Genomic DNA, 26,829 nt, shown 5'->3' with positions numbered 1-26,829 from the left:
CGCGGCTTACAGCGGCTGCCGTGTTTACTGGATTTCGTCCAGCGCGGCGGCCAGGTGGGATTCGTCGGCCCATTGGTCCACGCGCCAGTGTCCATCGCAATAGCTCAGCCAGTTCAAGGCCGCGTTGGGGATGGGGAAGTCGCGGGCTTCGGACATCGGTTTGCCGGTGGCCAGCCGATACATCATTTCCAGCACGCCGCCGTGGGTGACCACCAGCAGGGTCTGGCCCAGGTGGCGGCGAGCGATGTCGGTGAAGCCGTCGCCGATGCGGCGCATGAAGACATTGAGGCTTTCCCCGCCCTTGAGGTCGTAGTCCGGATCGCGGGATTTGAGTTGCAGATAGTCGTCGCGGATGCTCTGTTCCGCCTCGGCATAGGTTAGGCCCTGGAACACGCCCATGTGGCGCTCGCGCAGCGCGGCGCTGTAGGTGGGCGCCAGGCCCAGGCCGGCTTGCAGCGGCGCGGCGGTCTGGCGGGTGCGGGTTAGGTCGCTGACGTAGAGCGCGTCGAAGGCGTAACGCCCCGGCCATAGCGCGCGGCCCAGGCTGGCCGCCTGTTCCTGGCCGGTGGGGTTGAGGGGGATGTCGGTGTGGCCTTGCAATCGATATTCGCGGTTCCAGTCGGTTTCGCCATGGCGGACGATGCAAAAACGGGTGGTGTGCTGCATTCCTGTCTTTCTGTTTTTTTAACTGCCGAAAATACGGCGGGGCGGAGTTACAGAATGCCCACGCCGGAAATGTCGCGCGCCAGGTTGGCGGCGTAGTTGTCGGTCATGCCGCCGACGAAGTCCAATACTTTCATATAGGCCTGATACAGGCTGTCGTCACCGCGGATATGCTGTTCCAGCAAGCCCATGGCCAGGTGTTCGCGCGGGCTCAGGCGCTCGGCGCCCTTGCTGATGTAAGCGTGGGCGGCGGGGATCAGCGCGTCCAGGATGCCGGCCATGCATGGGTAGGAGGCGAGTTCGGTCACCAGCTTGGTGCGGTGGCGGTAGACGCGGGTGCTGGCCAGTTCCTTGGCGTGAATCAGCGCGTCCTGCACCTGCGAGCCGCATAGATTGATCAAGTCCTTGGCCGGGAATTCGCCGCGCAGCAGGCTGTCGTGGTGCAGCATGAATTTCTCCGCCACTTCGCTGACGCAGCGGCCGATGGCGATGCCGCGCAGGGTGCCGCATTTCTGCCGCACATCCTGCATGTCCCAGATGCGTTCGTATTCGGTGAAGCCGGAGAACAGGGTTTCGAATTCCTTGAAGTCCAGGATGCCGATTTCCACCGCGTCCTCCAGATCCAGGATGGCGTAGCAGATGTCGTCGGCGGCTTCCATCAGGTAGGACAGCGGGTGGCGGCTCCATTGCATCACGCCCTTGGGCAGCAGGCCCAGCTCCGCGGCCACGCGCTGGAAATAGGGCAGCTCGGTGCGGTAGATATTGAATTTGTCGCGCGCCTGGGCGGCTTCGGCGTCCGATGTCCACGGGTATTTGATCAGCGCGCCCAGCGCGGCGGCGGTGAGGCGCATGCCGCCTTCGCCGGTGTACATCTCCAGCGTGGCCAGCATGCGCAGGCCGTGGGCGTTGCCTTCGTAGGTCTGCACGTCGCGGATTTCCTCCGGCGCCAGGCCGTGCAGCCAGTGGGCGTTGCGCTCGGCGCGGAACCAGTCGCGCAGCGCGTATTCGCCGGTGTGGCCAAATGGCGGATTGCCGATGTCGTGAGCCAGGCAGGCCACTTGCACCACGGAGCCGATGTCGTGCGGAGTGTAGTTGTCCGGCAGCAGGCGGGCGTGCTGCATCATCATGCCGACGCGGTTGCCCAGGCTGCGGCCCACGCTGGCCACTTCCACGCTGTGGGTCAGGCGGTTGTGGGTGTGATCGTGGCGCGCCAGCGGGTGGACCTGGGTCTTGCGTCCCAGCCGGCGGAAGGCGCTGGAGAACACCACGCGGTCGTGGTCGATGTGGAAATCGGTGCGCAGTCCGGGGCTGCCTTCCTCGGTGGCCGGGGTGCGGGTCTCCTTGACTTGGCCCTGGATGACCTTGAAGCGTTTGGTGGAGAGGAGTCGTTCCCAATTCATGCGTGCGGTGGAAGTCATGGCGTGGCCCGTGATGCTAGTGCTTTGATGATATGGGCGCGGCGCACAAAACAAAAGAGCCAGCGCAAGGCTGGCTCGGTGAAATCAGGCTGGGTTTCAGCGTTTGCCGGTCTGGTGGCCGATCACGCCGCCCACCGCCGCGCCGCCCACGGTGCCGATGGCGTCGCCGCCGGTGAGCACGGAGCCGAGCACGGCGCCGGCGGCCGCGCCGATGGCGGTGTTTTGCTGACGCTTGGACATATTGGCGCAGCCGGACAATAGGCTGACGGCGAGCAGGCTGGCGGCAATCGCTTTAAAGGCGGGCTTGCTGGTAATCGATGTCATGAGAGTCTCCAAAAACATAAAGTAGGTCTTGTGCTGTTTGAGACGCCGGGAATGCCATCTGGTTCCTTTTTTTGCACGCCATTTCGTAACCATACGTACAGCATTCCATATGCTGTATTGATGTTTGTCCGCGGGGAAGAAAATTTAAATAAACCATTTTGTTTACTTATTGCCGGGGCCGGTTTAGCATGGGCCATCGTGCAATTGGTATGCGTCATGAATGTTTCCCATCCAAAACTGATTCTGCTGACAGTCTGTCTGGTGGCGCTGATGAGCACGGCCGGCGTGGCCATGCCTTATCCCATTCTAGCGCCCATCTTCGTGGATTCCGCGCCGGACGGTTTCAACCATTTCCTGGGCCTGCCGCCCAAGCTGCTGCTGGGCCTGGCATTGGCGGCCAACCCGCTGGGCATCTTGTTGGGCAGCACCTTGATCGGCGCCTTGTCGGACCGGCTGGGACGGCGGCGGGTGCTGACCGGCACCTTGCTGCTGACCTTCGCCGGCTATCTGCTGACGGCGTATGCGCTGTGGAGCCGTTGGTATTTGCTGTTCGTGATGGCGCGCTTCGTCACCGGGCTGACCGAGGGCAATGTGGCGGTGGCGCGGGCCATTGTCGCGGATCTGCATCCGCAGCTTGATCGCGCGCGCTCCTTCGCCATCCTCAATGCGGTGCTGTACACCGGCTGGCTGGTGGGGCCGCTGATCGGCGGACTGACTTTGCCGCTGGGCGAGGCGGTGCCCTTCCTGCTGGCGGCCGGCGCGATGTTGCTGTGCCTGTTGGTGTTGCTGGCCTTCCTGCCGGAAACCGGCGAGCGCATGCATCAGGACCAGTCCTTGCTGCAGGTGATGCGCGGCCAGCACTCCTTCCGGCTCTTGGCGGCGGACCCGCTGCTGGCGCGCTTGTTCTGGATGCAGCTGGCGTTCGCCATCGGGGTCAACGCGTTTTACGAGTTCTACCCCTTGTGGCTGGTGGAGTACGCGCGGCTGGACAGTCGCGGCATCGCGCTGGTGACCGCGGCGATGTGCGTGCTGATGACCTCGGCCAGCGCCTTGCTGGGCAAGCTTGGGCATCAGCGGGCGCCATTGGAACTGGCGCGGCTCAATGCCGGCTGGGTGGCGCTGGGCTTGTTGGCGCTGAGCCTGCTGGCGGAGCTGCCGTGGACCGGCGTCGGCCTGATCGTGGCGCTGGGCGTGCCGCTGGCGATTTACAACGCCATCCTGCCCAGCTGGTGCTCCGAGCGTTTCGCCAGCCTGGGGCAGGGCAGCGTGATGGGTTTGCTGACCACGATTTTCTGCGTGGCCAATGTGCTGGTGGCCTTGCTGGGCAGCGTGCTGACCATTCTGGATACCCGCCTGGTGCTGGTCTTGGGCGCGCTGACCTGCGCGGTGGCCGCCGTCAGTTTGCAGGGGGTGATACGCGATGCGGCGCAAGCGTGACGGGAGCGGGCATGAATAGCGCGGATCGGGCGCTGTATCTGCTGAAAACGCGCGGGGCGCTGACGGCGCAGGCGCTGGCGGCGGAGCTGGGGCTGACCAGCATGGGCGCGCGCAAGCAGTTGCAGGCCTTGGAGGAGAAGGGGCTGGCGGAGACGGAAACCCAGGCCCAGGGCGTGGGCAGGCCGGTTCAGCTCTGGCGTTTGAGCGAGCGCGGTCATGGCCGTTTTCCCGACCGCCACTCGGACTTGACGCTGCAATTACTGGAGCAGGTGCGGGCGGTATTCGGCGAGGCCGGGCTGGAGCGTCTGATTCAGCGCCGCGAAGAGCAGTCGGAAGCGGATTACCTTCGGGCGATGTCCGGCGCGGAGGATCTGCCGCAGCGGCTGGACGCGCTGGCGCGGATACGCAGCCAGGAAGGCTATATGGCGGAATTGCAGCCGGACGGCGCCGGCTGGCTGCTATTGGAGAATCATTGTCCGATCTGCGCGGCGGCGCGGCAGTGCCAGGGTTTGTGCCGCTCGGAACTGGCGCTGTTTGAGCGTGTGCTGGGGCCGGCGGCGGCGGTGGAGCGCGTCGAGCACGCGCTGGCCGACGGCGGGCGGCGCTGCGTGTACCGCATCGTGCCATTGCCGAACTGAGCCGGCGCGCTTGCCGTTTGAATTCATGGGCTTGCGTGGCCTGATTGTATTTCGCAATACAGATTTACCCGGATGGTTTTATCAGGTACATTCCGGCGTTTTTCCACGTGGTTGGCGCTTGCCCGACGCTGGGCGGCGCCATGTCTATACTGTTGCTCTCCCGTCCTGCGGCAAGGCCCTTGCTCAGGACCCTCATGCACTTCACCATTTTCGACACGCCTGTGATCCGGCCCTTGTTCCGCTGGCTATCCATCGTGCTGCTCAAATTGAGCGGCTGGAAGCTACGGGGGGAATTCCCCAAGCTGGACAAATACGTGCTGATCGGCGCGCCGCATACCAGCAACTGGGATTTCCCGCTGACGCTGGCCTTGTGCTTCGCCTCGCGGGCCAAGATTTACTGGATGGGCAAGCACACGCTGTTCGCCGGCCCGATGGGCCCGCTGATGCGCTGGCTGGGCGGCATTCCGGTCAAGCGGCATCAGAACAACTCCCTGGTGCAGCAGATGGTGGAGGTGTACCAGCGTTCCAGCCGCCTGGTGGTGGCGATTCCGCCCGAGGGCACCCGCAAGGCGGTGGACGAGTGGAAAACCGGCTTTTATCACATTGCCTGCGGCGCCGGCGTGCCGGTGGCGCTGGCCTATCTGGATTACAGTCGCAAGGAGGCGGGCTTTGGCCCGATGTTCCAGCCCAGCGGCGATATCGATGCCGATATGCCGCGCATCCGCGCGTTCTATAGCGACAAGATAGGCAAGCACCCGCGCCGAGGCTGAGTCCGGCGCTTCACGGAGCCGCCGCCTGGGCGGCGGCGCTGACCGGCAGGAATTGCAGGAAGGGGCCGGCGATCAGCGATTGGCCGAAATCGATGGCGCTGCGGCGCAGCTTCTCGTCGCTCAGTTCCGCCAGCAGGTCCAGTCTGGCCATCATCTTGCCGAACTCGCGCTCGAAGGACAGATTGCGCACGCTGCCGATTTCATTGGACAGCAGCACCGGGGCGCCGCTGATTTGGCGGTTGTTCAGCATCCAGGCGGCCACTTCCAGATTGTGCGAGGCGTTGGCCAGTTGCTGCGCGTCCAGCCCATGCACCAGGAACAGCTCGGTGCGGCCGCCGTAGGCGTCCACCAGCATCGAGCCTATGCCGTAGATCAGCGCGCCGGCGCGGTCGCCGCCGAAGCCGGGGTCGAAGGCGGTGCTCATCGCGGCGATGGAGCGCTGTCCGCGCAACGCCGGCAGCGGCGCGTTGTTGCGGATGGCGGCCATGACCTGGCGCAGCGCCGACGGATAGTCGGCGGCGCCGGCCTTGCGCCATTCTTTGGGATTGCGCTTGTACAGTTTTTCCAGCAGGGTTTGCAGGCTGGCCAGATTGTCGCGCATGGCCAGGTTGGCCATGCGGTTGGCGCTGCTTTGTCCCAGTTCGTTGCCGCGGAAATCATCGCCGGCGACGGGTTTCTGCACCGGGGTGTAAGCGCAGGCGCTCAACAATAGCGCGGCGAGCGGCAGCAGGGGCCTGAGCGACATGGGCGGCTGAACTCCAAGGGTTGGATGCCCGTTGGTGTACCATGCGCGCGGCGCGCTTGGCAATGCGCGGCGAGTTTGTGCTTACGGTGTCTTGTTCGCGAACAGCGCTTTCCAGCCGTCCAGGCCCAGCTGTTGCAGAGTCTCGATATTCTTTTCGTAAATCGCTTCCGCCTGCGGGAAGGCCTCCACCGCGCGGCCGATGCTGGCTTCGCGCAGCAGGTGCAGCGTGGGGTAGGGCGCGCGGTTGGTGTAGTTCTCGATATCGTTGACGCCGCTGCCCTCGAACTGGAACTTGGGGTGGAAGCTGGCCACTTGCAGTTCGCCGTCCAGGCCCATGTCCTCGACGATGGCGTCGGCGATATCGAGGAAGTCGTTGAAATCCAGGAAGCGTTGCAGCGCGCGCGGGTGGATCAGCAAGGTGGTGTCGATTTCGCTCGGATCGGTGTCGGCCAGCAATTGCAGTTCGGTGGCCAGTTCTTGCGCCAGTTGGTCCGGCCGGCTGGCGTCGCTGACCACGTAGCGCACTTGCTGCTTCACGTAGACGCTTTTGGCGAATGGACACAGATTCAGTCCGATCACCGCTTTTTCCAGCCATTCCTTGGTGGTGGCGATGATGGCTTCGTGGTCGTCGAGGGCGGGCATGGGGAGTCCTTGCGTTGGGGCGTGAATGCAAAAAACCCGGCGCGAGGCCGGGTTTTCATCAAGCTGTACTAATCGCGAGGATTAGATGGGCTGGATGTTGGAGGCTTGTTTGCCTTTCGGGCCGTCTACGACGTCAAAGCTAACGCGCTGGTTTTCGGCCAGGGTGCGGAAGCCTTTGGCATTGATCTGGGAGAAGTGAGCGAACACGTCGTCGCCGCCTTCATCCGGGGTGATAAAGCCAAAACCTTTGGAGTCGTTGAACCACTTAACGGTACCGGTTGCCATTTTGTTTATTCCTCAAAACGAGCAGTTGAAATAAAAGGCACGAAGTTCAAGGGAAATGGCGACTGAGGTACGGACTTAATGCCACTACGACAACAACACATCCACAACTTGAGCATCCTGCGGCAGGAATAGTGCCTATAGTTCCGGGACATGGCAAGCGTTTTCTGCATGGCTGTCAGGGTTTTTCTGCGGTTTTTTCAGAAGCCCTGGCCTTTGTGCCGGTTTTTGCGGCAAGACGCTCAGGCGCCGAAATAACCGGCCTGCTCCGCGCGCTCCAATTCCGCGCGCAGCCAGTTCGCGGCCAGCGGACAGCCGTCCTCCACTTTTCCAACCGCCATCGCCAGCACCTTTTCTTTGCTGACGCCGTTCTCGCGCCAGCTCTGGCCGCCGGATCGTAGGTTCAGCAGGATGGGCATCAGCCGGTCTATCGCGCGGGCGAAACGGGCTTCCGGACTCTTGCGCGCCTCGAACTCCTGCCACAGCGCCAGCAGTTGCCCGGACATGGGCTGAGGCAGCAGGCCCAGGATGCGGCGCATCGCCGCCAGTTCCTCGGCTTCGCGCTCGGCGGCGCCGCCTTCGGCGTAGACCAGGGTGTCGCCGGTGTCGATTTCCCCCAGGTCATGAATTAACAACATGCGCACCACCTTGTCGATGTCCACCGGCTCGGCGGCGAAGTCGCGCAGATTGAGCGCGAACAAGGCGATCTGCCAGCTGTGTTCCGCGGAGTTTTCGTAGCGGTCGGCGTGGGCGGTCTTGGTTTTGCGCAGCACGGTCTTGAGCTTGTCCACTTCGATGATGAAGGCGATATGCTGCTGCAGCGTGTCCATTGAGTTTGGCATGGGGATGGGGAAAGAGAGGCTTGGCGAGGCGCCGGGGCGCAAATTATGCGCGGCGGACGGCGCTTTGAGAAGGGTGTCGTCGCACGCTTTGCCGCATGCTGCATATACTGGGAATGACGGCGGTTGAAAACGGGGGGAGGCATGGGCAAGCAGGAGCTGTCGTTGGAAATCGTGGAACCGGAAGCGTTCCATGACTTTATGGAAGTGATGAGCGATTACGCACCGCAGGTCGAGCACCTGGTGTGCCAGCTGGGCTTCGGCGATACCGATGCCGCTCAGATCGATCAGCTGTTCCGTCTGCTGCATAGCATCAAGGGCGATGCCAGCATGTGCCAGGTGCGCTTCGTGGTGCCTTTCGTGCATGCGCTGGAGAGCTTGCTGGAGCGCTTGCGCAGCGGCGAGGTGGCTTATGAAGATTCGATAGGCGATGTGATGCTGCTGGTGATGGACCGGCTGGGCTTGGCGCTGGAGGCGTTGGAAAACCACGAGTTGCTGGATGATCTGCAGCTGCCCTTGCTATTGCACGCGCTGAACGGCACGGTCGAGTCCCCGGTTGGCGAATTGTTGCAGCATTGCCGCCAACTGGTGGAGCAGATCACCGGCATACCCTTGCACGCGATGGCGCCGGAAGCGCCGGTGGACGCCGCCTTGCTGGCCAGCCGCGGCGATTTGGCCTTTTTCCGGCTGCTGGCGGTGCAGTTCGAACAGCGCTTGCCGCAGTTCCTGGGCCGTACCGAACGCAATCTGGCGCTGGCGCTGGAGGCCAGCCGCCAGGCGCCGGGGGTGGTGGATGATGACCAATTGGAAGCCGCCGTTTATATGCACGACATCGGCATGATGCTGCTGCCGGAGTCGTTTTGGCTCAAGAACGGGCGGATGAGCGAGCTGGAGCGTCGCCAGATGGCGGAGCATCCAGGTTGGGCGGCCGGGCTGCTGGAGCGGATGCCGGCCTGGGCCGGCGCGGCGCGCATGGTGGCCCAGCATCATGAAATGCCGGACGGCCGCGGCTATCCGCTGGGCCTGCGCGGCGCCGAAATCTGCGACGGCGCGCGCATCCTGGCGCTGGTGGACGCGTTCGAGGCGGTGACCTTGAAGCACGCCCACCGTGGTTTGCGCCATTCGATGATGCGCGCCATCGCCGAGATCAACGCCTCCGAGCGGCAGTTCGACCCGCTGTGGCTGGCGCGTTTCAACCAGGTGATCCGCCTGCGGCTGGCGGCGTGCGCCAGGCGGCCGGCGGGAGGATGAGCCGGTGTCAGGCGCCGTGTTGCTTGAACCACTGCAACATGCGCTGCCAGCCGTCGTTGGCGGCGGCGGCGTTGTAAGAGGGGCGGTAGTCGGCGTTGAAGCCGTGGTCCGCTTCCGGGTAAACCACGATTTCGGACGGTTTGCCGGCGGCGCGCAAGGCGGCCTTCATCTTGTCCACCGATTCCAGCGGGATGCCCTTGTCCAGGCCGCCGTAGAGACCGAGCACCGGCGCGTGCAGCTGGGCGACGATGTCCAGCGGCTGACGCGGGGTGTTGGCGCTGGCCTCGCCTTGCAGCCGGCCGTACCAGGCGACGCCGGCCTTGATCCTGGGGTTGTGCGCGGCGTACAGCCACACTTGGCGGCCGCCCCAGCAAAAGCCGGTGATGGCAGCGCGCTTGGCGTCGCCGCCGTTGCCGCCGGCCCAGGCCAGCGTGGCGTCGAGATCGGCCAGTACCTGGCTGTCAGGCACTTTGCTGACCAGGCCGCTGACCAGTTCGCTGATGCTGGCGACCTTGCTGGGGTCGCCCTGACGGAAATACAGTTCCGGCGCCACCGCCAGGTAGCCGGCCTTGGCCAGGCGGCGGCACAGATCGCGGATGTGTTCATGCACGCCGAAGATTTCCTGCACCACCAGCACCACCGGCAACGGCCCGCTGGCGGCGGCCGGTTTGGCGGTGTAGCCGGGCATGGTGGCCGGTCCGGTCGGGATTTCCACCGCGCCGGCGCTGAGGCCGGCGCCGTCGGTGATGATGGCGCTGGCGGCAATGGGTTGCACCGCCAATGCGAAGCCCACGCCCACCGCGCTGTTCAGAAAGTCCCTGCGCGAGGCGTCGATGGGTCGATTGCTGGTCATAAGCGAATTCTCCGGCTTGGTGTACGGGGAGGAGTAGGAGTGCACAGATTAATGTCATTGGTATGCGGAGGCAAGCCGGCGTGCGGGAAAGGTCGCCGGGGCTTCCAGCCGCGGAGGGAATGCGGCATTATTCACAGCTGTTGAAGCATGACTTAACGAAACTTATATAGATTATGCCGGACTCCACCAAGGTGAAGCTGCCTACCAGCTTCCTGCGCATCGGCGGGCAACTGCCGGTGGATGTTTACGCCAAGAACGGCCTGCTGCTGTTGAAGAAGGGGCATTACGTGCTGACGCCGGAGCAGCGCGAGCGGCTGGTATCGATTGCCCACGGCGATAGCGAGGAAGTGGCCGCGCGGCTGGAACGCGAACAACTGGAGCGCGCGGCGCAGCGCGAGAAAGAAGCTGCGGCGCAGGTGCAGCCCAATCCCATCATGGAGCTGGGCTTCCAGACCCGGCGCGCCGAGGGCCTGTTATTGCACGGCCTGGCGGTGCCGGGGTTGGCCGGCCGGCTGGCCGACATGGCCGCCTCCCTGATCCGCCTGGCCAGCAAGCAGCCGGACGGCGTGCTGGCCAGCGTGCTGCTGACGCCCTACCGCGATATCGGCAGCGCCCACAGCGTGCACGTGGCCGCCATCATGGCGGTGCTGGGGCGGCGGCTGGGCATGGAGGAGGCGCGCTTGCAGGCGGTGGTGGGCGCGGCCTTGAGCATGAATCTGGCGATCACCGGCCTGTTGAATCAGCTATCGCGGCAGCAAACGCCGCCGGACGCGGCGCAGCGCGACGATTTATACGCCCATCCCATCGTCGGTTCCGCCATTCTGCGCGAGGCCGGGGTGGTGGACGAGCATTGGCATCTATTGGTGCAAACCCATCAGGAGCAGCGCGGCGGCGATGGCTACCCGCAGGGCCTGCGCGACGAGGAGATTCACCCGGACGCGGCCTTGCTGCACATGGTGGATGTGTTGTGTTCCTGCATACATCAGCCGCAACCGGCGCTGCCGGCGCTAGTGATAGGCAGCTTGTACCGTGGCGAGCTGGGCGATTTCGATCCTCAGCACGCGGCCTTGTTGATCAAGGAGCTGGGCGTGTATCCGCCGGGCAGCTTCGTCAAGCTGGCCAGCAATGAGATCGGCGTGGTCACCCATCGCAGCGACCGGGCCAATGCGCCGCGGGTGGCGGCCTTGCGCAAGCTGGATGGCGCGCCCTACGCCGACGCGCTATTGCGCGACACCCGGCAGAACGCCTACCGGGTGCTGGAAGCCGTGCCGCTAGCGGCCGCGACGGTGAAGCCGGCCTATCTGGCCAAGCTGTGGCAGAAGTGAGCGGGTTCAGCTCCGGTTCGTGGTCTGCGGCGGGTAGAGAGGCGTAGTGGTTTCGAAAGGCTCATACCCGGTATGAGCCTTTCGCTTTGTCGGCGGCCATGCCGGGTTTTGAGCCGGTTCCGATATTTCTAACAGACGCTCAGGGCCGTGTTTGCCCCAGCGGCCGCAGCTGGATGCCGGAGACATCCTTGATCTTCCAGATGCGGCGGATATGCGCGAGATCGCGCTCGGTTTCATTGCGCAGTTGTGCTTCCGGCAAAAAGCTCATTTCCACATTCACATTGCCCAAGTAGACCGCCTCGCCGCGTTTCACCTCGAACGGCGCTGCCAGGCGGAAACTGCGCATCTTGCGGCTGACGCCCCAAGCGCCGTCTTCCAGCCAATTGGCCCACACTTGTTCCACCCGGTACTGACCCGGCTCCAGCGTGAACAGCAGCAATTTGCCCTCGGCCATGGACTTGCCTAGTTCGCCGAACACGGTGTCGGTCAGCAGGCTGGCGCTGTCGGCGGCCACGATGCGGCCGGAGGCGTTGGCGATGTTCAGGCCCAGCATCGCGCTGTCCGGGTTGGCGGATTTGCCGGTCAGCGACAGGATGGCGTGGCCGCGTTCCGCCGGCGGTTCCAGCGAGCCGCGCAGGCGGTCGGCCATGCTGGCGCAGCCGGTGAGCAATAGCGCGCAGAGGGCGATGGCGAGGGTTTGTTTCAGCATGGTGCGTCCTATCGGCCGCCGGAAGCGGCGGTTTGAGTTGGATTGTCCGCTGTTCGCGCTGGCGGTTTCAAGCCCAGCACTAGGAGCGCGCTGAGCAGCAGCGAGCCGCTGAGCCAGAAATAGGCCAGGGTATGGCTGCCGGTGGCGGCCTCGATCAGGCCCAGCGCGTAAGGGCCGATGAAGCCGCCGATATTGCCCGCCGAGTTGATCAGACCGATGGCGCCGGCGGCCAGCGTGCCGGTGAGAAAGGTGGTGGGGATGGACCACCACACGCCCATCGGGCTGTAGACGCCGATGGCGACGATGGTGACGGAGAGCAGCGCAACGACGATATTGTCGCTCAGCGCGCCAAGCAGGAAACCGGCGGCGGCAAGCAGGAGCGGCAGCGCCACATGCCAGCGCTTTTCCGCGCGCCGCGAGGAGGAATGGCCCAGCCACAGCATGGCGGCCAGCGCCGCCAGCATAGGCACGGCGGAGGCGAGGCCGATGGCCAGCGGCGACCAGCCGGAGGCGTTCTTGATCACCGTGGGCATCCAGAAGCTGAAGCCCCAGAAGCCGGTGATCCATAGAAAGTAGATCAGACACAGCCGCAGCACCGCCGGCTGCGCCAGCGCCTGGCGCAAGCTGGCCGGTTGTTGTAGACGCGTGGCGGCTTGCTCCGTCTTTAGCGTATCGAGCAGATAGCGCTTTTCCTCCATGCTCAGCCAGCGGGCTTTGGCCGGGTCGTCTTGCAGCCACAGCAGGACGGCGCAGCCGTAGAGCACGGTGACGCCGCCCTCAAACAGGAACAGGCTTTGCCAGCCCTTGAGACCTAAGGGTTGCAGGCCCACCATCCAGCCGGCCAGCGGCGCGCCGACGATGGCGGAAACCAGCAGCGAGCTCAAGGTGATGGAGATGGCTCGGGCCCGGGTTTCCGCGACGAACCAGCGCGGAATCACCGAGGCGTAGATCACCGGGTAGAAGCTGGCCTCGCACACGCCCAGCAAGAAGCGCAGGACATAGAACTGCCATTCGTTCTGCACCAGGCCCAGCAGCATGCTGACCGCGCCCCAGGAGAACAGGATGCGGGCGATCCAGCGGCTGGGGCTCCAGCGTTCGGCCAGAATCGCGCCCGGCACTTCGAACAGGACGTAGCCGGCGAAGAAGATGCCGGCGGCCAGGCCGTAGACCTTGGCGTCGAAGCCGAGGTCGGCGTTCATGGTCAGGGCTGCGTAACTGACGTTGACCCGGTCAAGAAAGGCCAGCACCGAGGCGATGAACAGCGGCAGGAGAATGCGCAGATAGGTCTTGCGCAGGACGGAAGTCTTGACGGTGTCGGAAGCCATGCGGCGTTTTCGCTTGAGGGTGGGATGCCGTCAAGATGCGCAGAAAGCGCCGCGCAGTCAATCCAGATGCGGTTCGAAGAATTCCAGCAAGCGGGACGGCAGCCAGTCCAGCGTGCCGGGGAAGGCGCCGGAGGCGAAGCCGACGTGGCCGCCGTGGCGCGGGAACTCCAGCGTGACGCAGGCCGCGGCCTCGTCCTGGCGCGGCAGCGCCTGTTCCGGCAGGAAGGGGTCGTTGCGCGCGTTCAGCACCAGGGTGGGGCGGGCGATCTGACCCAGCCGCGGCTTGGCGCTGGCGCATTGCCAGTAGTTGAGCGCGGTGCCGAAGCCATGGATGGGCGCGGTGACCAGGTCGTCGAACTCGATGAAGGTGCGCGCGCGGCTGAGCTTGCCGCCGTCGAACAGGCCAGGGTGGCGCTGCAGCGATTCCAGCGCCTTGGGCTTGAGCGTGTCCATGAACATGCGGGTGTACAGCAGCTTGCCCAGGCCGCGGTCCAGCCGGGTGCTGGCCGCCACCAGGTCCAAGGGCGCGGACACCGCTGCCGCCGCGCGCGGCAGCGCTTGCGCGCCCTCGTCCGCCAGATAGTTGAGCAGCATGCTGCCGCCCAGCGACACCGCGGCGGCGGCCAGCACCGGGAAGCGCTGCGCCAGCCGGCTCAGAATCCAGCCCACCTCGGCGCCGTCGCCGGCGTGGTAGGCGCGCGGCAAGGGATTGTCCACGCCGCCGCAACCGCGGAAATGCGGCACCACGCCGTTCCAGCCGCGCCGCTGCACCGCCTGCATCAGCGCGCGCGCGTAGTGGCTGTCGCTGCTGCCTTCCAGGCCGTGGAACAATACCACCAGCGGCGCGCCGGGCCGCCCGGACACGAAGTCCAGCGCGATGCGGGCGCCGTCCGGCGTGTCCCACAGTTCGCGGCGGTAGTCGGGTCGGCTCGTCTTGATCGCCAGCGCCGGCCAGATGGTTTGGGCATGGCCGCCGCGCAGCCAGGCGGGGGACTGGTAAGCCATGGCTCAGGCCGGCTTTTTCTGCGCCGACTTGGGGCGGAAGGCCTTGACCATCGCCTCATGGGTTTCGATATAGGGGCCGTCCAGCAAGTCTATGCAATAAGGCACGGCGGCGAAGATGCCGGGCACTTCCACCTGGCCGTCGGCGCCGCGCAGGCCTTCCAGCGTTTCCTTGATCGCCTTGGGCTGGCCGGGCAGGTTGAGGATTAGCGCCTGCTTGCGGATCACGCCCACTTGGCGCGACAGGATGGCGGTGGGCACGAAGCGCAGGCTGATCTGGCGCATCTGCTCGCCAAAGCCGGGCATTTCGCGGTCCGCCACCGCCAGCGTGGCTTCCGGGGTCACGTCGCGCGCCGCCGGGCCGGTGCCGCCGGTGGTCAGCACCAGTTGGCAGCCTTCCTCGTCCACCAGCGCCTTGAGCGCGGCTTCGATCTGAGGCTGCTCGTCCGGGATCAGGCGGGCGACGACGGCGAAGGGGCTGGCCAGAGCGGCGGCCAGCCAGTCTTGCAGCGCCGGAATGCCCTTGTCCTCGTACACGCCGCTGCTGGCGCGGTCGGAGATGGAAACCAGGCCTACCTTCAACATCACTCGTCGTCCTCTTGGTCCTGCTGTTGCAGGCGCGGCTTGCCCGGTTCCGGGATTACGTCCTTGATGGCCTGGTAGAGCAGGCGGAAGGACTTGGGAGGCTTGTTGTCCTGCTTTTCCTTGCGCGCGTTGCGGATCAGCGTGCGCAGCTGCTGCGGATCGGCGGCGGGGAAGTCGCTGACGAAGCTGGCCAGCATCTTGTCGTCTTCCATCAGCCGTTCGCGCCAGCGTTCCAGCAGATGCTGCCAGGCGATGTGCTCGGACGATTCGCCCTTGAGAATCAGCAGGTATTGCTGGATCGGTTCCGGGTCCACGTCGCGCATCAGCTTGCCGATGTATTGCAGCTGGCGGCGCAGCGCGCCGTGCGCGGTAAAGCGTTTATAGTCCAGAATAGCGGTGAGCAAGTCTTCCGGCAGCTGCATTTTCTTCAGCGTGTCCTTGGACAGCTCCACCAGTTCGCGGCCCAGGTCCTGCAGCGCATCCATGTCGCGCTTGCGCTGGGATTTGCTGACGTAGCCGTCGTCCGGGCTGTCGTTCTGGTAATGGGTCATCGTTGGCAATTCTCAATCGGTTTTCTCAAGGCTGGTATGATACCGGAAAAGGCCTCCGGCCGTTTCGACCATTGCGAAAGACACTATGGCAGACAAGACATTCAGTTTCAGCCAAGCCGAGCTGGAAGGCATCGCCTCCCGCGTGATCGAGCTTGCCAAGGCCGAGGGCGCCAGCGCCGCCGAGGCCGATGTTTCCGAGGGCCTGGGCCAGACCGTGAGCGTGCGCCTGTCCGAGGTGGAAACCATTGAGTATAACCAGGACAAGGGCGTGGGCGTGACCGTCTACCTGGGGCAGAAGAAGGGCCATGCCAGCACTTCCGATTTTTCCGAAGAGGCCTTGGCCGACACCGTGCGCGCGGCGCTGGACATCGCGCGCTACACCGCCGAGGACCCATGCGCCGGTCTGGCCGATTCCCAATTGATGGCCAGCGAGTTTCCCGACCTCAGCTTGTACCACCCGTGGGCGCTGCCGGTGGAAGAAGCCATCGAGCTGGCCAAGTCCTGCGAGGCAGCGGCGCTGGCGGCCGATCCGCGCATCCGCAATTCCGAGGGCGGCACCGCGTCCTCGCAATCCAGCCACTTCGCCTACGCCAATAGCCATGGCTTCATCGCCGGCTACGCCAGCAGCCGCCACAGCATTTCCGCGGCGGTGGTGGCCGAGGACGAGGGCGCGATGCAGCGCGATTACTGGTATTCGTCGGCGCGGCGGCGCGAGGACCTGGACGCGCCGGAGGCCATAGGCGCCAAGGCCGGCCAGCGCGCGGCGCGGCGCCTGGGCGCGCGCAAGGTGAAGACCGGGCAGTACCCGGTGGTGTTCGAGGCGCCGGTGGCATCGTCCTTGCTCGGCCATTTGGTGGCCGCCATCAGCGGCGGCAGTCTGTACCGCAAATCGTCCTTCTTGCTGGATTCGCTGGGCAAGCTGGTGATGTCGGCCAATGTCACCATAGACGAAGACCCCTTCCTGCTGCGCGGCATGGCCAGCGGCGCCTTCGACAACGAGGGCGTGGCCACGGTGGCGCGCCGGCTATTGGACAAGGGCGTGCTGCAGGGCTATATGCTGGGCAGCTATTCGGCGCGCAAGCTGGGCATGCAGACCACCGGCAACGCCGGCGGCGCGCATAATCTGATCGTGCACTCCACCGGCGAGAGCCTGGAAGAATTGCTGAAGGCGATGGGCACCGGCCTGCTGGTGACCGAGCTGCTGGGCCAGGGCGTCAACACCGTCACCGGCGATTACTCGCGCGGCGCGGCCGGTTTCTGGGTGGAGCGCGGCGTGATCGTGCATCCGGTGGAGGAAATCACCATCGCCGGCAATCTGCGCGAGATGTTCATGCAGATAGACGCGGTGGGCAACGATGTGCTGGAGCGCGGAGGCCGGCAGATGGGCTCGGTGCTGTTGCGCAGCATGATGGTGGCCGGCGAGGCCTGAGAACCTGTTCAATGTCTGCTGCGCTTCGTGAAACTTGGCACGGTGAGTGCCGTTTCGAAATGCTCATGTGCCACTTGTGCATTCCGCTTTCTCGGCGGTTTTCGCCTTGTCTCGCTCTTGCTCGCGAGACTTTGAACAGGCTCTGAGGCCGGCGATGGCGGATCTGTTCGCGCCGGAAGAGGGCGGCTGGCTGGAGCGCCTGTCGTCCGGCGCAGTCTTATTGCATCGTCGCGCCAGCGACATCGATGCGCTTCTGCTGGCGGAAGTGGAGGCGCTGCTGCGGCAGGCGCCGCCGCGCGGCATGCAGACGCCGGGCGGACGGGCGATGTCGGTGATCACTTCCAGTTGCGGCGGCTACGGCTGGGTGTCCGATGCGCGCGGCTACCGCTATGCCGAGCGCGACCCGCTCAGCGGCCTGCCTTGGCCGGCGATGCCGGCGTCGTTCCGCGCCTTGGCCGAGGCCGCCGCCGCCGAGGCCGGCTTCCCCGGCTTCGCGCCGGATGCCTGTCTGATCAATTGCTATGCGCCCGGCGCCAAGATGTCCTTGCACCAGGACAAGGACGAGCGCGATTTCAGCGCGCCCATCGTGTCGGTGTCGCTGGGCCTGCCCGCGGTATTCCTGTTTGGCGGCTTCAGCCGCGCCGAACGCCCCGGCCGCATCGAGTTGCGCCATGGCGATGTGCTGGTGTGGGGCGGGCCGGACCGCATGCGTTTCCACGGGGTGTTGCCGGTGGCGGAGGGCGAGCACCCTTTGCTGGGGCGGCGCCGCATCAATCTGACTTTTCGCAAGGCGCGCTGATCCATGGCTGAACCGGCCGATTCCACTTCTTCCTTGTCTTTGTCTCTGAGCTTGCCCGCGGATTTCCGCCGCGACGACTTCATGGCCTTCCACCGTCGCGACGCGCAAGAGTTGTCCGAGCGGGTGACGGAACTGAGCCTGAGCAAGGGCTTGCTATGGCGCGGCGCGCCGGCCTGCCTGAGCATGGACTTCGTCGCGGACGCGGTGCGGGTGGGGCTGGACGCGGATGTCCCGCCTCAGGCCGGCGACGCGGCGGCCTTGGCTGCCATGGCGCGTCGCATGCTGGGCTTGACCCAGCCGGTGGCGGAGTTCGAGCGCGCGCATCACGGTCATCCGCAGTTGGGCGGCCTGATCGCCGCGCGTCCCGGCTTGCGCGTGCCGCAGACTTCGACGCCGTTCGAGGCGCTGGTCTGGGCGGTTACCGGCCAGCAGATCAGCGTGCACGCCGCCATCTCGCTGCGGCGTCGGCTGATGCAGTTGGTCGGCAAGCGCCATGGCGGCGGCCTGCTGTGCCATCCGTCGCCGGAGCAATTGGCGGAGCTGGAGCCGGAGCAACTGGGCCAGGCCGGCTTCTCCCGCGCCAAGACCCGGACCTTGCTGGAATTGAGCCGGCGGACCGCGGACGGCGATCTGCCGTTGCAGGGCTGGCTGGACGGTGGCGCGCCGGAGGAGATCGCCGCGCGCTTGCTGGCCTTGCCCGGCATTGGCCCGTGGACGGTCAGCTACGCGCTGCTGCGCGGCTATGGCTGGCTGGATGGCTCGCTGCACGGCGACGTGGCGGTGCGGCGTGGCCTGCGGCGCTTGCTGGAGCGGGAGGAGGCGGTGTCGCCGCGCGAGACCGAGCAATGGCTGCAAGGCTTCGCGCCATGGCGCGCGTTGGTGGGCGCGCATCTGTGGGCGATGCAGACCGCGGCCGCTTATTGAGCCCGCCCAAGCGATTTCCGCCGCGCGAGCTTGGCGCTGGCCGCGTGTTTGACTATGCCTAAATAGAACAAGAAGCCGTGCGGCGTCCGGCGGGCCGGGCCGTCAATATAGCCACGCGAGGTGCGGGATGGGGAGGCAAGCCGATATCGGGCTGGTGTTGTCGGGCGGCGGCGCGCGCGCGGCGTACCAGGTGGGCGTGCTGCTGGGCATTTCCCGGCTGCTGCCGGATGCGCGCGCCAATCCCTTTCCCATCATCTGTGGCACCTCGGCCGGCGCGATCAACGCGGTGGCGCTGGCCTCCGGCGCCAGCAATTTCAATCTGGCGGTGGCCACGCTGGCGCAGATGTGGAAACAGCTGCATATCCAGGATGTCTACGATGCCAGTTCCGGCTACTTTCTGAAGACCTTTTTGCATTTCGGCCTGTCCATCCTGTCCGGCGGCCGGCTATGGCGCAATCCCAAGAGCTTTCTCGACAACGCTCCGCTGCGCGAACTGCTGACCAAGGTGATGGCGTTCGAGGGCATAGATCACTCGGTGCGCCACGGCGCGCTCAAGGCCTTGGCGCTGACCGCCTCCTGCTACACCACCGGGATGTCGGTCACCTTTTTCCAGGGCGCGGATAGCCTGGAGGAGTGGGAGCGCTATCAGCGGCTGGGGCTGCGCGAGCGCATCGGCATCGATCACATGATGGCCACCTCGGCGATTCCGCTGATTTTCCCCTCGGTGTGCCTGGGCGAGAAATTCTATTGCGACGGCGCTGTGCGGCAGTTGTCGCCGCTGTCGCCGGCGCTGCATCTGGGCGCGGAAAAGCTGTTCGTGGTCGGCCTGGCCAGCAAGCGGCCGGATACCATAGAACGCCGCCACAGCGGTTTCTATCCGTCGCCGGCGCAGATTTTCGGGCATCTGCTCAACAGCGTGTTCATCGACAGCATGTCGGTGGACATGGAGCGGCTGACCCGGGTCAATCATACGGTGTCGCTGCTGCAACGCCATGAGGACCTGGCGAATCAGACCCAGCTGCGCAAGGTGGACATCTTCATGCTCAATCCCAGCAAATCGCTGGAGGGCATCGCCTACAAGCACACCCGGCTGTTTCCGCCGCTGCTGCGCTTCCTGATGAAGGGCACCGGCGCCACCCGTCACCGCGGCACCGCCTTGGCCACGTATCTGCTGTTCGAGCCGGGTTATACCCGCGAGCTGATCGCGCTGGGCTATAAGGACGCGCTGCAGCAAAAGGACGCCATCCGCCGTTTTCTGGAACTTTAGCCGGCGGCGCGGTTCTGAATTCTCCATGTTGTATGGCACAATCATGCGCCATGACGTTTTACCGCCAAACATTGAGGATGATATGGCTCTGAGCAACCGACAAGGTTTTCTGCTGATCGCCGCCGCCTGCGCCGGCGCGATGGGCTTCGCATTGTTCGCGCAGTATCAGCTGGGCCTGGAGCCGTGCCCGCTGTGCATTTTTCAACGCATCGGCGTGATCGCCGCCGGCGTGATCGCCTTGCTGGCGGCGCTGCTCAATCCCGGACGCGGCGGCGCCAAGGTCTGGGGCGGGCTGACACTATTGGCGGCGCTGGCCGGCATTTCGGTGTCGCTGCGCCAGCTGTGGCTGCAGCAGTTGCCGGCGGATCAAGTGCCGGCCTGCGGCCCTGGTCTGGAATTCCTGATGGAGTCCTCGCCGTTGATGGAAGTGATCTCCAAGGTGCTCAAGGGCAGCGGCGAGTGCGCGACTGTCGATTGGACCTTCCTGGGCATGGCCATGCCGTTCTGGGTGGCGGTGTTCTTTGCCGGCGTGATCGCCTTCGCCGGCTGGCTGATGGTGCGCAAGCCGGCCTGATGCCATCGCGAGGATCACAATAGCCGCCCTGGATGGGCGGCTTTTTTCATGGCGGCGACGCGAGGCGTTCACGCATGAGCTTTGTGCATAAATGAGTCGATGAAAAACCATGGCCGCTCATGCGTCAACCCGCTTGCCGCTTAGCGTTTGTCATTTTGGTGCAACATATTGATTTGATGTTAATGCATTGATTTTGAATGATTGTTTGCTGTTGCCGCCGACGATGGGCTGGGCGGGATGATGGCGGCTTTCTTGTGGCGTGGCTTGGCGCAGGGTAGGGCCGCGGCCAGCCGGCTGCGGCGCGGTTCTGACGGCCGTGTTGGAGACTACAAGGGTGTCGGCATATGAAACTGAACAATCTGGCTTGCGCTGCCGCGGCAATGGGCATGGCGCTGGGCGCGCAGGCGCGCGCCGAGGAGGCGGAGGTGCTGGAGCGGGTCACGGTGACCGGGTCCAATATCAAGCGCATCGGCAAGGAAAAGGCGCTGGCGGTGGAGGTGATCAAGAAGGAGGACATCGACAAGACCGGCGCGTCCACCGTGATCCAGTTGCTGGACCGGCTGCCGGCGGTGGGCAGCTTGCTGGCCGGAACCAACTCCGGCAGTTTCGCCGCCGGCGCGGCCACGGCCGGGCTGCGCGGCATGAGTTCCAAATACGTGCTGGTATTGTTGAATGGCCGGCGGTTGCCGAATTACGCGATGTTCATCAGCGGCAGCGATGCCTTCGTCGATCTGAACACCTTGCCGCTGTCGGTGATCGAGTCGGTGGAGATCCTGCGCGATGGCGCGTCGGCGATCTACGGCTCGGACGCCGTGGCCGGGGTGATCAACTTCAAGACCAAGCGCAACTATCGGGGAGCGAGCGCGAGCACGCGGCTGGGACAGAACCTGGATGGCGACGGCAATGAGCAGTCGCTGAACCTCAGCGGCGGTTTCGGCGACCTGGACCAGGACGGCCAGAATCTCTTGCTGTCCTTCGACGTCTACCATCGCGAACCGGTGTTCAGCCGCAATCACGCCGCCACCCGCAGCAATGATTACCGCTTCCTGGGCGGGCTGGATGTGCGCAGCGGCGCGCAGTGGGGCTATTGGAACGACCGCACGCCCAATCCGGGCAAGACCAATGCGCTGGCCAAGCCCTTGCCCGGCTGTCCGCCGTCGCGGCTGACCACCCGTCCCAGCGGCTCGGTGCTGTGCGTGTCCGATGTCGACGAACTGGGCACCCAGCTAGCTCCACGCACCAGCCGCTATGGCTTGTTGGCCAATTACACCCGGCGCGTGGACGGCGATGCCGAATTCTTCGCCGAGCTGGGGGTGAACCGCAGCGAGACGCCGCTGGATGGCGGCTATTCCTTCGTGCAGGCCATTGTCACGCCCAGCTGGGCGATTTATCCGCGGGATGGCGGGCTGGGGGCGATTTATCCGGACTTCAAGCCCACCGACAATCTGCAGATCACCCGTAATCTGTCGGAGAACGGCCGGCGGCTCAATGAGATCCGCAGCGACACCTATCGCGCGGTGCTGGGCGGCCGCGCCTTGCGGCGCGGCTGGGACATGGAAGGCTCGCTGAACCTGGGCTTGAACAAGGTGGACGCGCGCCAGAGCAATGTGGTGCTGAACGACGCCTTCCTCGCGATGCTGAAGAACGGGGCCAATGGCCAGCCGCTGTACGATCCGTTTTCGCAGAACAATGCCGCCGCCGCGTTGCGGCCTTATCTGGCCACCATCGCCAATACTTCGTCGTCGCGCTTGTCTGCGTTCGAATTCAAGGCCAGCCAGGACGAGTGGTTCAAGCTGCCGGCGGGCGCCGTCGGTGTCGCCGCGGGATTGCAGTGGTCGCATGAATCGGTGGATGCGCGGCCGGACCCGCTGCTGCAAAGCGGCAAGATCATGAACTTCGCCGTCCAGCAAAGCCTGCGCGCCAGCCGTTCGGTGTTGTCCGCCTTCGGCGAAGTCAATCTGCCGGTGTTGAAAAACCTGGAGCTGCAGCTGGCGCTGCGCGCCGATCGCTACAACGACTTCGGCGACACCTTCAATCCCAAGCTGGCCTTCGCCTTCCGGCCCTGGGAACCGGCGATGCTGCGCGGTTCGGCCACCACCGGCTTCAAGGCGCCGACGCTGCCGCAGTTGTACGCGTCGCGCCAGGCTTATGCCTCGGTGTACGACTACGCGCAATGCGCCGATCGCGGCATTCCCCGCGAGCGCTGCGGCCTGGGCAGCAATCAGCTGCGCAGCGGCGGCAATGCCCAACTGAAGCCGGAGGATTCCAGGAACTATGCATTGGGCCTGGTGCTGCAGCCCAGCAAGGCGCTATCCGCCACCGTGGATTGGTATCAGATCGAGGTGTCCAACACCGTGCAGTCGCTGGACCCGCAATATGTGCTGGACAACCCGGGCCGCTTTCCCGGTTTCGTGGTGCGCAAGCCATCCGATATGCCCAGCGTGCGCGGGGACATCGAATATATTTCGGCGCCGTATATGAATATCGGCAAGACCCGCACCCGCGGCGTCGACATCGATGTGCAATACGATTGGCCGCTGGGGGCTTACGGCAAGCTGAAATTCCGCAATGCGCAGAACCGCATTTTCAGCTATCAGGAGTCGCAGACCGAAACCGATCCGCTGCTGGAGTACGCCGATTATGGCGCGCAGCCGCGTTGGAAGAATGTGTTCGAAGTAACGTACAGCAAGGCGGCGTATTCGCTGGGTTTGGCGGCGCGCAGCTACGCCCCCTACAAGAACCAGTATTCACAGCTGTACGGCCATGGCGGCAAGCTGAAGCAGAGGGTGGCGTCCTACACCGCGCTGGACCTGAATTTCGGCCTGGCGCCGTTCAAGGGCTTCAAGGTCAATGGCGGCATCCGCAATCTGGGCGACCGGCGTCCATCCTATGCCACTGGGGAGGGGTTCGGCAGCGGCGTCGCCGGCTATTCCGGCGCGGCCACCGATTTATGGGGGAGGATGCTGTATCTGTCCGCCAGCTACGCCTTCTGAGAACCTGTTGGTGATGCTGCGCTTCAGCGCTGATGCTGCAGCGCGCGTCCCGCGGGCGTGGGGCTGACCGTATTGCGCCCGGAGCGCTTGGCGATGTAGAGCGCGCTGTCGGCGTCTTCGTAGAAGGTGCGGCCGCTGTCGTCCGGGTCCGGCACGCGCGCGGCGACGCCTATGCTGCAAGTGACCTTGCGCAGCGGACTCTTCAGGTGGGGCAGTTCCAGCGCGGCCAGCCGCAGGCGGAAGTCTTCCGCCGCGGCTACCGCCTGATCCAGCCCACATTCTTCCAGTAGCACGCCGAATTCCTCGCCGCCCAGCCGCGCCACCACATGGCGCCGGGTGGAGAAGCTGGCTTGCAGCTCTTGCGCCAGCCGTTGCAGGATCAGGTCGCCGGCATAATGGCCGTAGTGGTCGTTGTAGCCTTTGAAGTTGTCGACGTCGAGAATCAGCAGCGCCAGCGCCTTGCCGGCGGCGCGGTGCTTGTCCAGCACCGGCGCCAGCACCTCGTCGAAGTGGCGGCGATTGTACAAACTGGTCAGCCCATCGGTATTGGCCTGCAGCAGCAGCTTGGATTGCCGCGACACGAAGCGGATGCTGCCGGCCAGCCACAGCAGGATGGCGGTGGTGACGCCGCTCCAGAACACCGAGGCCAGTGTCAGCAGCAGCACGCTGAGCACCAGCACGCCACAGGAGGCCAAGAGATAGGCCGGCAGAATGCCCTGGCGGTGCTTGTAACGGCTGAGCAGCAGGTCCAGCAGCAGGATGGCCAGCGCGTTGATGGCGGCTTTCCAGCCCAGCGGCAGCGGCATCGGGGTGTTGTCGGTCTGCAGTCCATGCAGCAGGAAGGCGTTGATTTCCACGCCGGGCATGCCGCGGTTATTGGCCGACAGCGGGGTGGAGTGGATGTCGCCCAGGCCGGTGGCGGTGGCGCCCACCAGCACGATCTTGCCGGCGAAGAAAGAGGCCGGCAACTCATTGAGCGCGTCGATATAGGAAACCTGCTGAAACGGCGGCGGGCCGGACAGATAGGGCACCATCACCGGGTCTTCGCGCAGCCAGCTGTCCGGTTCGCCGGGCGGCATCGCCATTTTCTGCTGCTCGGACTGGCGCTGGCCATTGGCCAGATCCAGCACCGCCTGGGCGAAGTTGGGGTGGTGGGGCGAGCCCAGGCCGGCCTTCAGGTAAACGCGGCGGATCACGCCGTCATTGTCCAGTTCGTAATCGGTATGGCCGAGGCCGGCGCTGGCGGCGGCGATATTGGGCAGCGGCCGGGTTTCGGTCAGCCGGTTGCCTTGCATCTCGGGAAACACCGGGCTGATCACCTTGCCATTGCGGCGGATGGCGTCGGCCAGCGCCTGGTCCGATTCCGGCGTGTTGTGCGAGGCTTCGGCCAGCACGATGTCCAGGCCCACCGCGCGGGCCTGGGACAGCTTGTCCACCAGTTGGGCATGGTATTCGCGCGGCCAGGGCCAGCGGCCGAGTTCGGACAGGCTGCGCTCGTCGACCGCGACGACGACGATGTCGCTGTTTTGCTCGTGGTTGGTCTTGAGCCGGATCAGCCCGTCATACAGCCAGAAATCCAGCCGCAGCAGCAGGCCGGACAGGGTTAGCAGGGCTGCCAGCAGGGCCAGCAGAAACGGCAACAAGCGCAGAATCTTGTCGCGATAAAAAGTTAGCATGCTGCCATTCTAGGGAAGTTTTTAGGGAAGAGTGAGCATTTCTTGCTCTTCCTTCGCCAGGTAGCCGTGCTCTCCCTCGACCTTGACCTCGGCCCGGTATTGACCGGCCGGCAAGGCTTGCAGCGCTTTCAGTTCCCATTGCGGCTGCTCGCTGCTGAGGCTGAAGGGCTGGCGTTTTGCGTCCTGCGTCGGCATCGGGGTCAGGGTCAGCGTGTAGCGCGCGCGGGTGATGGGATAAGGGCGGCCAGCCAGTACCGGGGTGGACTGCTGCAAGCGGCTGAGCCAGCCCTTGGTTTCGACTTTCTGAGGGGTGGAGTAGGGGCCGGGGCGGCCTTGCGCATCCAGCCGCGCCAGTCGCCAATACCAAGTGCCGGGCTCCGGCAGATTGGTCTTGAACTCGGCTTCGGTCAGGGTCTGTTCCAGCAGCGGCTGGGCGAAGTCCGGCTGGCGCGCGAGCTGCAGGCGCAGCGGTTGCTCCGGCGTGGCGTTGACCCGCAACGGCAAGGTCTGGCCGCGCAATTGCGCGCCGCCGGCCTGGGTGAACAGAAGCGGCGGCAGCGGATAGGCTTGCAGCTTGAAGCTGCGGCTGCTGTCATAGCCTTCCAGTCCGGAACGGCTCTTGGCGCGAACTTGCAGCACATAATCGCCGTTGCCCGGCAGGCTGGGATAGTAGCGCGGCGCTTGCAGCTGGCGCTCGGCCAGGCGCTTCTTGCCGTTGAGGGTGACGCGATAGGAGGCGGCGTGTTCATTGCTGGCCCATTCCAGCGGCGGCGGGTTGAATTGGTTTAGGTCCGCCAGGGAGGACAGATCCGGTGGCGGCGGCAATTCCTCCGGCGCGCTCGGCCCGTCCTTGAGGCTGGACAGGGTGCCGAAGCCGGCGGGCACATCGACCTTGCTGTGCTTGCCTTTGACTTCCACCACGCCCTTGAGTACTTCGGCCGAGGTGTCTTCCTGTTCGGATGCGTTGACGCGGAACTCGGTGCCGCGCACGGTGGTGACCGCCGATGGGGTGCGGATTTCGTAGCGGCTGGGCATCAGGATATTGGGTATCACCGAGTTGCCGGTGCTGCCGTTGTCCAGTTTGATCTGGGACTTGATCGCGCCGGTGCTGGGATAATAGACCTGGGTTTGCAGCGTCAGATCGGAGTTGGCGTTGATCAGCAGTGAGGAACCATCGACGAAGCGCAGCTTGATCATGGCGTCATTGCCGGTCTTGAAATGGGTGCCCTTGGGGTACTTTTGACCCACGGCCAGATTTAGCGGCTTGCCGGCGCCATTGACGGCGCGGGCGTCGCCGGACACTTCCTCCAGCGTGGCGTCGGACGGCGTTTGTTTGATCCAGGGATAGGGCACGCGCAGAATGCTGCCTGGCACCAGTCGGTAGGGATTGGCGATGCGGTTGCGGACTTGCAGCTTGGGCACGTAAGCGGGGGACGATAGGTGCTCGGCCGCCAGCGCCCACAGATTGTCGCCGTCCTTGACCGTGTACTCCCAGATGGCCTTGTCGGCAGGCGCGCCTGCCAGGGCCAGTGTGCTGGCGCAACAGCCAGCCACCAGGATTAAGTTGCGCATAGTTGAATCTCTTTATAAAGATATCAGAAAGTCAACCGCAGTATCACTTTAGGCTTTGCGCTTTGCAAGCTGATATCGTCTCAAACAGTAGTTATTTGTCCTAAACGCAGTGTTGTATGTATGTTGAATTAAAATCTTGAGTCGATAATGCAAAAAAGCAGCCGAAAGGCTGCTTTTTTGCAATGCTTGGCGGAGTGGACGGGACTCGAACCCGCGACCCCCGGCGTGACAGGCCG

26 protein-coding genes are annotated in these 26,829 nt (G+C 64.8%); 11 read left to right on the top strand and 15 right to left on the bottom strand.

Features of this window, described 5'->3' with window-relative positions; translation table 11 throughout:
• Positions 1 to 24: 24 nt before the first annotated feature.
• The 3 genes from ACE3QM_RS02180 to ACE3QM_RS02170 form a co-directional block, all read right to left on the bottom strand.
• Positions 25 to 666, bottom strand: coding sequence for a histidine phosphatase family protein (locus ACE3QM_RS02180; protein ID WP_231464335.1), 642 nt, complete (start codon positions 664 to 666; stop codon positions 25 to 27).
• 47 nt (positions 667 to 713) lie between these two features.
• Positions 714 to 2,081, bottom strand: a complete 1,368-nt coding sequence (locus tag ACE3QM_RS02175; protein ID WP_374419884.1) for a deoxyguanosinetriphosphate triphosphohydrolase — start codon at positions 2,079 to 2,081, stop codon at positions 714 to 716.
• A 96-nt stretch (positions 2,082 to 2,177) separates the two neighbouring features.
• The gene (locus ACE3QM_RS02170; RefSeq protein ID WP_048411806.1) at positions 2,178 to 2,405 is read right to left on the bottom strand and encodes a glycine zipper 2TM domain-containing protein; all 228 of its coding nucleotides are present in this window, start codon (positions 2,403 to 2,405) and stop codon (positions 2,178 to 2,180) included.
• 216 nt (positions 2,406 to 2,621) lie between these two features.
• Here ACE3QM_RS02170 and ACE3QM_RS02165 point away from each other — a divergent pair, with 216 nt between their 5' ends.
• From ACE3QM_RS02165 to ACE3QM_RS02155, 3 genes are all read left to right on the top strand, one after another.
• Positions 2,622 to 3,842, top strand: coding sequence for an MFS transporter (locus tag ACE3QM_RS02165; RefSeq protein WP_231464341.1), 1,221 nt, complete (start codon positions 2,622 to 2,624; stop codon positions 3,840 to 3,842).
• An 11-nt stretch (positions 3,843 to 3,853) separates the two neighbouring features.
• Complete coding sequence (locus ACE3QM_RS02160; RefSeq protein WP_374419881.1) at positions 3,854 to 4,480, top strand: helix-turn-helix transcriptional regulator; 627 nt, start codon at positions 3,854 to 3,856, stop codon at positions 4,478 to 4,480.
• Between the two features lie 194 nt (positions 4,481 to 4,674).
• Entirely contained in the window at positions 4,675 to 5,250 is a 576-nt protein-coding gene (locus ACE3QM_RS02155; RefSeq protein ID WP_048411803.1) for a lysophospholipid acyltransferase family protein, read from the top strand.
• 10 nt (positions 5,251 to 5,260) lie between these two features.
• Here the strand turns inward: ACE3QM_RS02155 and ACE3QM_RS02150 are convergent, their stop codons facing one another.
• The 4 genes from ACE3QM_RS02150 to ACE3QM_RS02135 form a co-directional block, all read right to left on the bottom strand.
• Positions 5,261 to 5,995: a hypothetical protein gene (locus ACE3QM_RS02150; RefSeq protein ID WP_374419879.1), complete on the bottom strand. Its 735-nt coding sequence runs from the start codon at positions 5,993 to 5,995 to the stop codon at positions 5,261 to 5,263.
• A gap of 81 nt (positions 5,996 to 6,076) precedes the next feature.
• Complete coding sequence (locus ACE3QM_RS02145) at positions 6,077 to 6,637, bottom strand: DUF1415 domain-containing protein (protein WP_048411801.1); 561 nt, start codon at positions 6,635 to 6,637, stop codon at positions 6,077 to 6,079.
• Positions 6,638 to 6,718: 81 nt separating this feature from the next.
• Positions 6,719 to 6,922: a cold-shock protein gene (locus ACE3QM_RS02140; protein WP_019101682.1), complete on the bottom strand. Its 204-nt coding sequence runs from the start codon at positions 6,920 to 6,922 to the stop codon at positions 6,719 to 6,721.
• Between the two features lie 239 nt (positions 6,923 to 7,161).
• Positions 7,162 to 7,749 (bottom strand): HD family hydrolase, encoded by a 588-nt coding sequence (locus ACE3QM_RS02135; protein WP_374419876.1) that lies wholly within the window; start codon positions 7,747 to 7,749, stop codon positions 7,162 to 7,164.
• A gap of 153 nt (positions 7,750 to 7,902) precedes the next feature.
• Here ACE3QM_RS02135 and ACE3QM_RS02130 point away from each other — a divergent pair, with 153 nt between their 5' ends.
• Positions 7,903 to 9,009, top strand: a complete 1,107-nt coding sequence (locus ACE3QM_RS02130) for an HD-GYP domain-containing protein (RefSeq protein WP_231464347.1) — start codon at positions 7,903 to 7,905, stop codon at positions 9,007 to 9,009.
• Positions 9,010 to 9,016: 7 nt separating this feature from the next.
• Here ACE3QM_RS02130 and ACE3QM_RS02125 read toward each other — a convergent pair whose 3' ends face one another.
• Positions 9,017 to 9,862, bottom strand: a complete 846-nt coding sequence (locus ACE3QM_RS02125) for a dienelactone hydrolase family protein (RefSeq protein ID WP_374419873.1) — start codon at positions 9,860 to 9,862, stop codon at positions 9,017 to 9,019.
• 173 nt (positions 9,863 to 10,035) lie between these two features.
• On the opposite strand from ACE3QM_RS02125, the gene ACE3QM_RS02120 reads away from it, so the two are divergent.
• Entirely contained in the window at positions 10,036 to 11,187 is a 1,152-nt protein-coding gene (locus tag ACE3QM_RS02120) for an HD-GYP domain-containing protein (protein ID WP_048411797.1), read from the top strand.
• 139 nt (positions 11,188 to 11,326) lie between these two features.
• Here ACE3QM_RS02120 and ACE3QM_RS02115 read toward each other — a convergent pair whose 3' ends face one another.
• The 5 genes from ACE3QM_RS02115 to yjgA are packed head-to-tail and all read right to left on the bottom strand — an operon-like array spanning position 11,327 to position 15,359.
• Positions 11,327 to 11,896 carry a hypothetical protein gene (locus tag ACE3QM_RS02115; RefSeq protein ID WP_374419871.1) on the bottom strand — a complete coding sequence of 190 codons (570 nt, stop codon included), beginning with the start codon at positions 11,894 to 11,896 and terminating at the stop codon, positions 11,327 to 11,329.
• A gap of 8 nt (positions 11,897 to 11,904) precedes the next feature.
• Complete coding sequence (locus tag ACE3QM_RS02110) at positions 11,905 to 13,221, bottom strand: MFS transporter (protein WP_374419869.1); 1,317 nt, start codon at positions 13,219 to 13,221, stop codon at positions 11,905 to 11,907.
• Between the two features lie 57 nt (positions 13,222 to 13,278).
• Positions 13,279 to 14,226, bottom strand: a complete 948-nt coding sequence (locus ACE3QM_RS02105; protein WP_374419867.1) for a YheT family hydrolase — start codon at positions 14,224 to 14,226, stop codon at positions 13,279 to 13,281.
• Between the two features lie 3 nt (positions 14,227 to 14,229).
• Positions 14,230 to 14,808, bottom strand: a complete 579-nt coding sequence (mog, locus tag ACE3QM_RS02100; protein ID WP_374419864.1) for a molybdopterin adenylyltransferase — start codon at positions 14,806 to 14,808, stop codon at positions 14,230 to 14,232.
• Positions 14,808 to 15,359, bottom strand: a complete 552-nt coding sequence (gene yjgA, locus ACE3QM_RS02095) for a ribosome biogenesis factor YjgA (protein WP_048411793.1) — start codon at positions 15,357 to 15,359, stop codon at positions 14,808 to 14,810. Before yjgA ends, mog begins: the two co-directional genes overlap by 1 nt.
• Positions 15,360 to 15,444: 85 nt before the next feature.
• On the opposite strand from yjgA, the gene pmbA reads away from it, so the two are divergent.
• The 6 genes from pmbA to ACE3QM_RS02065 all read left to right on the top strand — a co-directional run bounded on the left by pmbA (position 15,445) and on the right by ACE3QM_RS02065 (position 23,345).
• The gene (gene pmbA / locus ACE3QM_RS02090) at positions 15,445 to 16,788 is read left to right on the top strand and encodes a metalloprotease PmbA (protein ID WP_374419861.1); all 1,344 of its coding nucleotides are present in this window, start codon (positions 15,445 to 15,447) and stop codon (positions 16,786 to 16,788) included.
• 154 nt (positions 16,789 to 16,942) lie between these two features.
• Complete coding sequence (gene alkB, locus ACE3QM_RS02085; RefSeq protein WP_374419859.1) at positions 16,943 to 17,587, top strand: DNA oxidative demethylase AlkB; 645 nt, start codon at positions 16,943 to 16,945, stop codon at positions 17,585 to 17,587.
• 3 nt (positions 17,588 to 17,590) lie between these two features.
• Entirely contained in the window at positions 17,591 to 18,511 is a 921-nt protein-coding gene (locus ACE3QM_RS02080; protein ID WP_374419857.1) for a DNA-3-methyladenine glycosylase, read from the top strand.
• 127 nt (positions 18,512 to 18,638) lie between these two features.
• On the top strand, positions 18,639 to 19,778 hold the full coding sequence (locus ACE3QM_RS02075; RefSeq protein ID WP_048411789.1) for a patatin-like phospholipase family protein: 1,140 nt from the start codon (positions 18,639 to 18,641) through the stop codon (positions 19,776 to 19,778).
• An 82-nt stretch (positions 19,779 to 19,860) separates the two neighbouring features.
• Positions 19,861 to 20,352 carry a disulfide bond formation protein B gene (locus tag ACE3QM_RS02070; protein ID WP_048411788.1) on the top strand — a complete coding sequence of 164 codons (492 nt, stop codon included), beginning with the start codon at positions 19,861 to 19,863 and terminating at the stop codon, positions 20,350 to 20,352.
• Between the two features lie 344 nt (positions 20,353 to 20,696).
• Entirely contained in the window at positions 20,697 to 23,345 is a 2,649-nt protein-coding gene (locus ACE3QM_RS02065) for a TonB-dependent receptor plug domain-containing protein (protein ID WP_374419853.1), read from the top strand.
• Between the two features lie 23 nt (positions 23,346 to 23,368).
• Here the strand turns inward: ACE3QM_RS02065 and ACE3QM_RS02060 are convergent, their stop codons facing one another.
• Together ACE3QM_RS02060 and ACE3QM_RS02055 are read right to left on the bottom strand one after the other, a co-directional pair.
• Positions 23,369 to 25,021, bottom strand: a complete 1,653-nt coding sequence (locus tag ACE3QM_RS02060; protein WP_048411787.1) for a CHASE2 domain-containing protein — start codon at positions 25,019 to 25,021, stop codon at positions 23,369 to 23,371.
• Between the two features lie 21 nt (positions 25,022 to 25,042).
• On the bottom strand, positions 25,043 to 26,593 hold the full coding sequence (locus tag ACE3QM_RS02055) for a FecR domain-containing protein (protein WP_374419849.1): 1,551 nt from the start codon (positions 26,591 to 26,593) through the stop codon (positions 25,043 to 25,045).
• Positions 26,594 to 26,829 lie beyond the last annotated feature (236 nt).

Origin of the sequence: Chromobacterium sp., assembly GCF_041912965.1 — a bacterium.
GTDB lineage: Bacteria > Pseudomonadota > Gammaproteobacteria > Burkholderiales > Chromobacteriaceae > Chromobacterium > Chromobacterium aquaticum.
The sequence above is the reverse complement of the archived record's forward strand: the minus strand, read 5'-3'. Positions and strand labels throughout refer to the sequence as shown.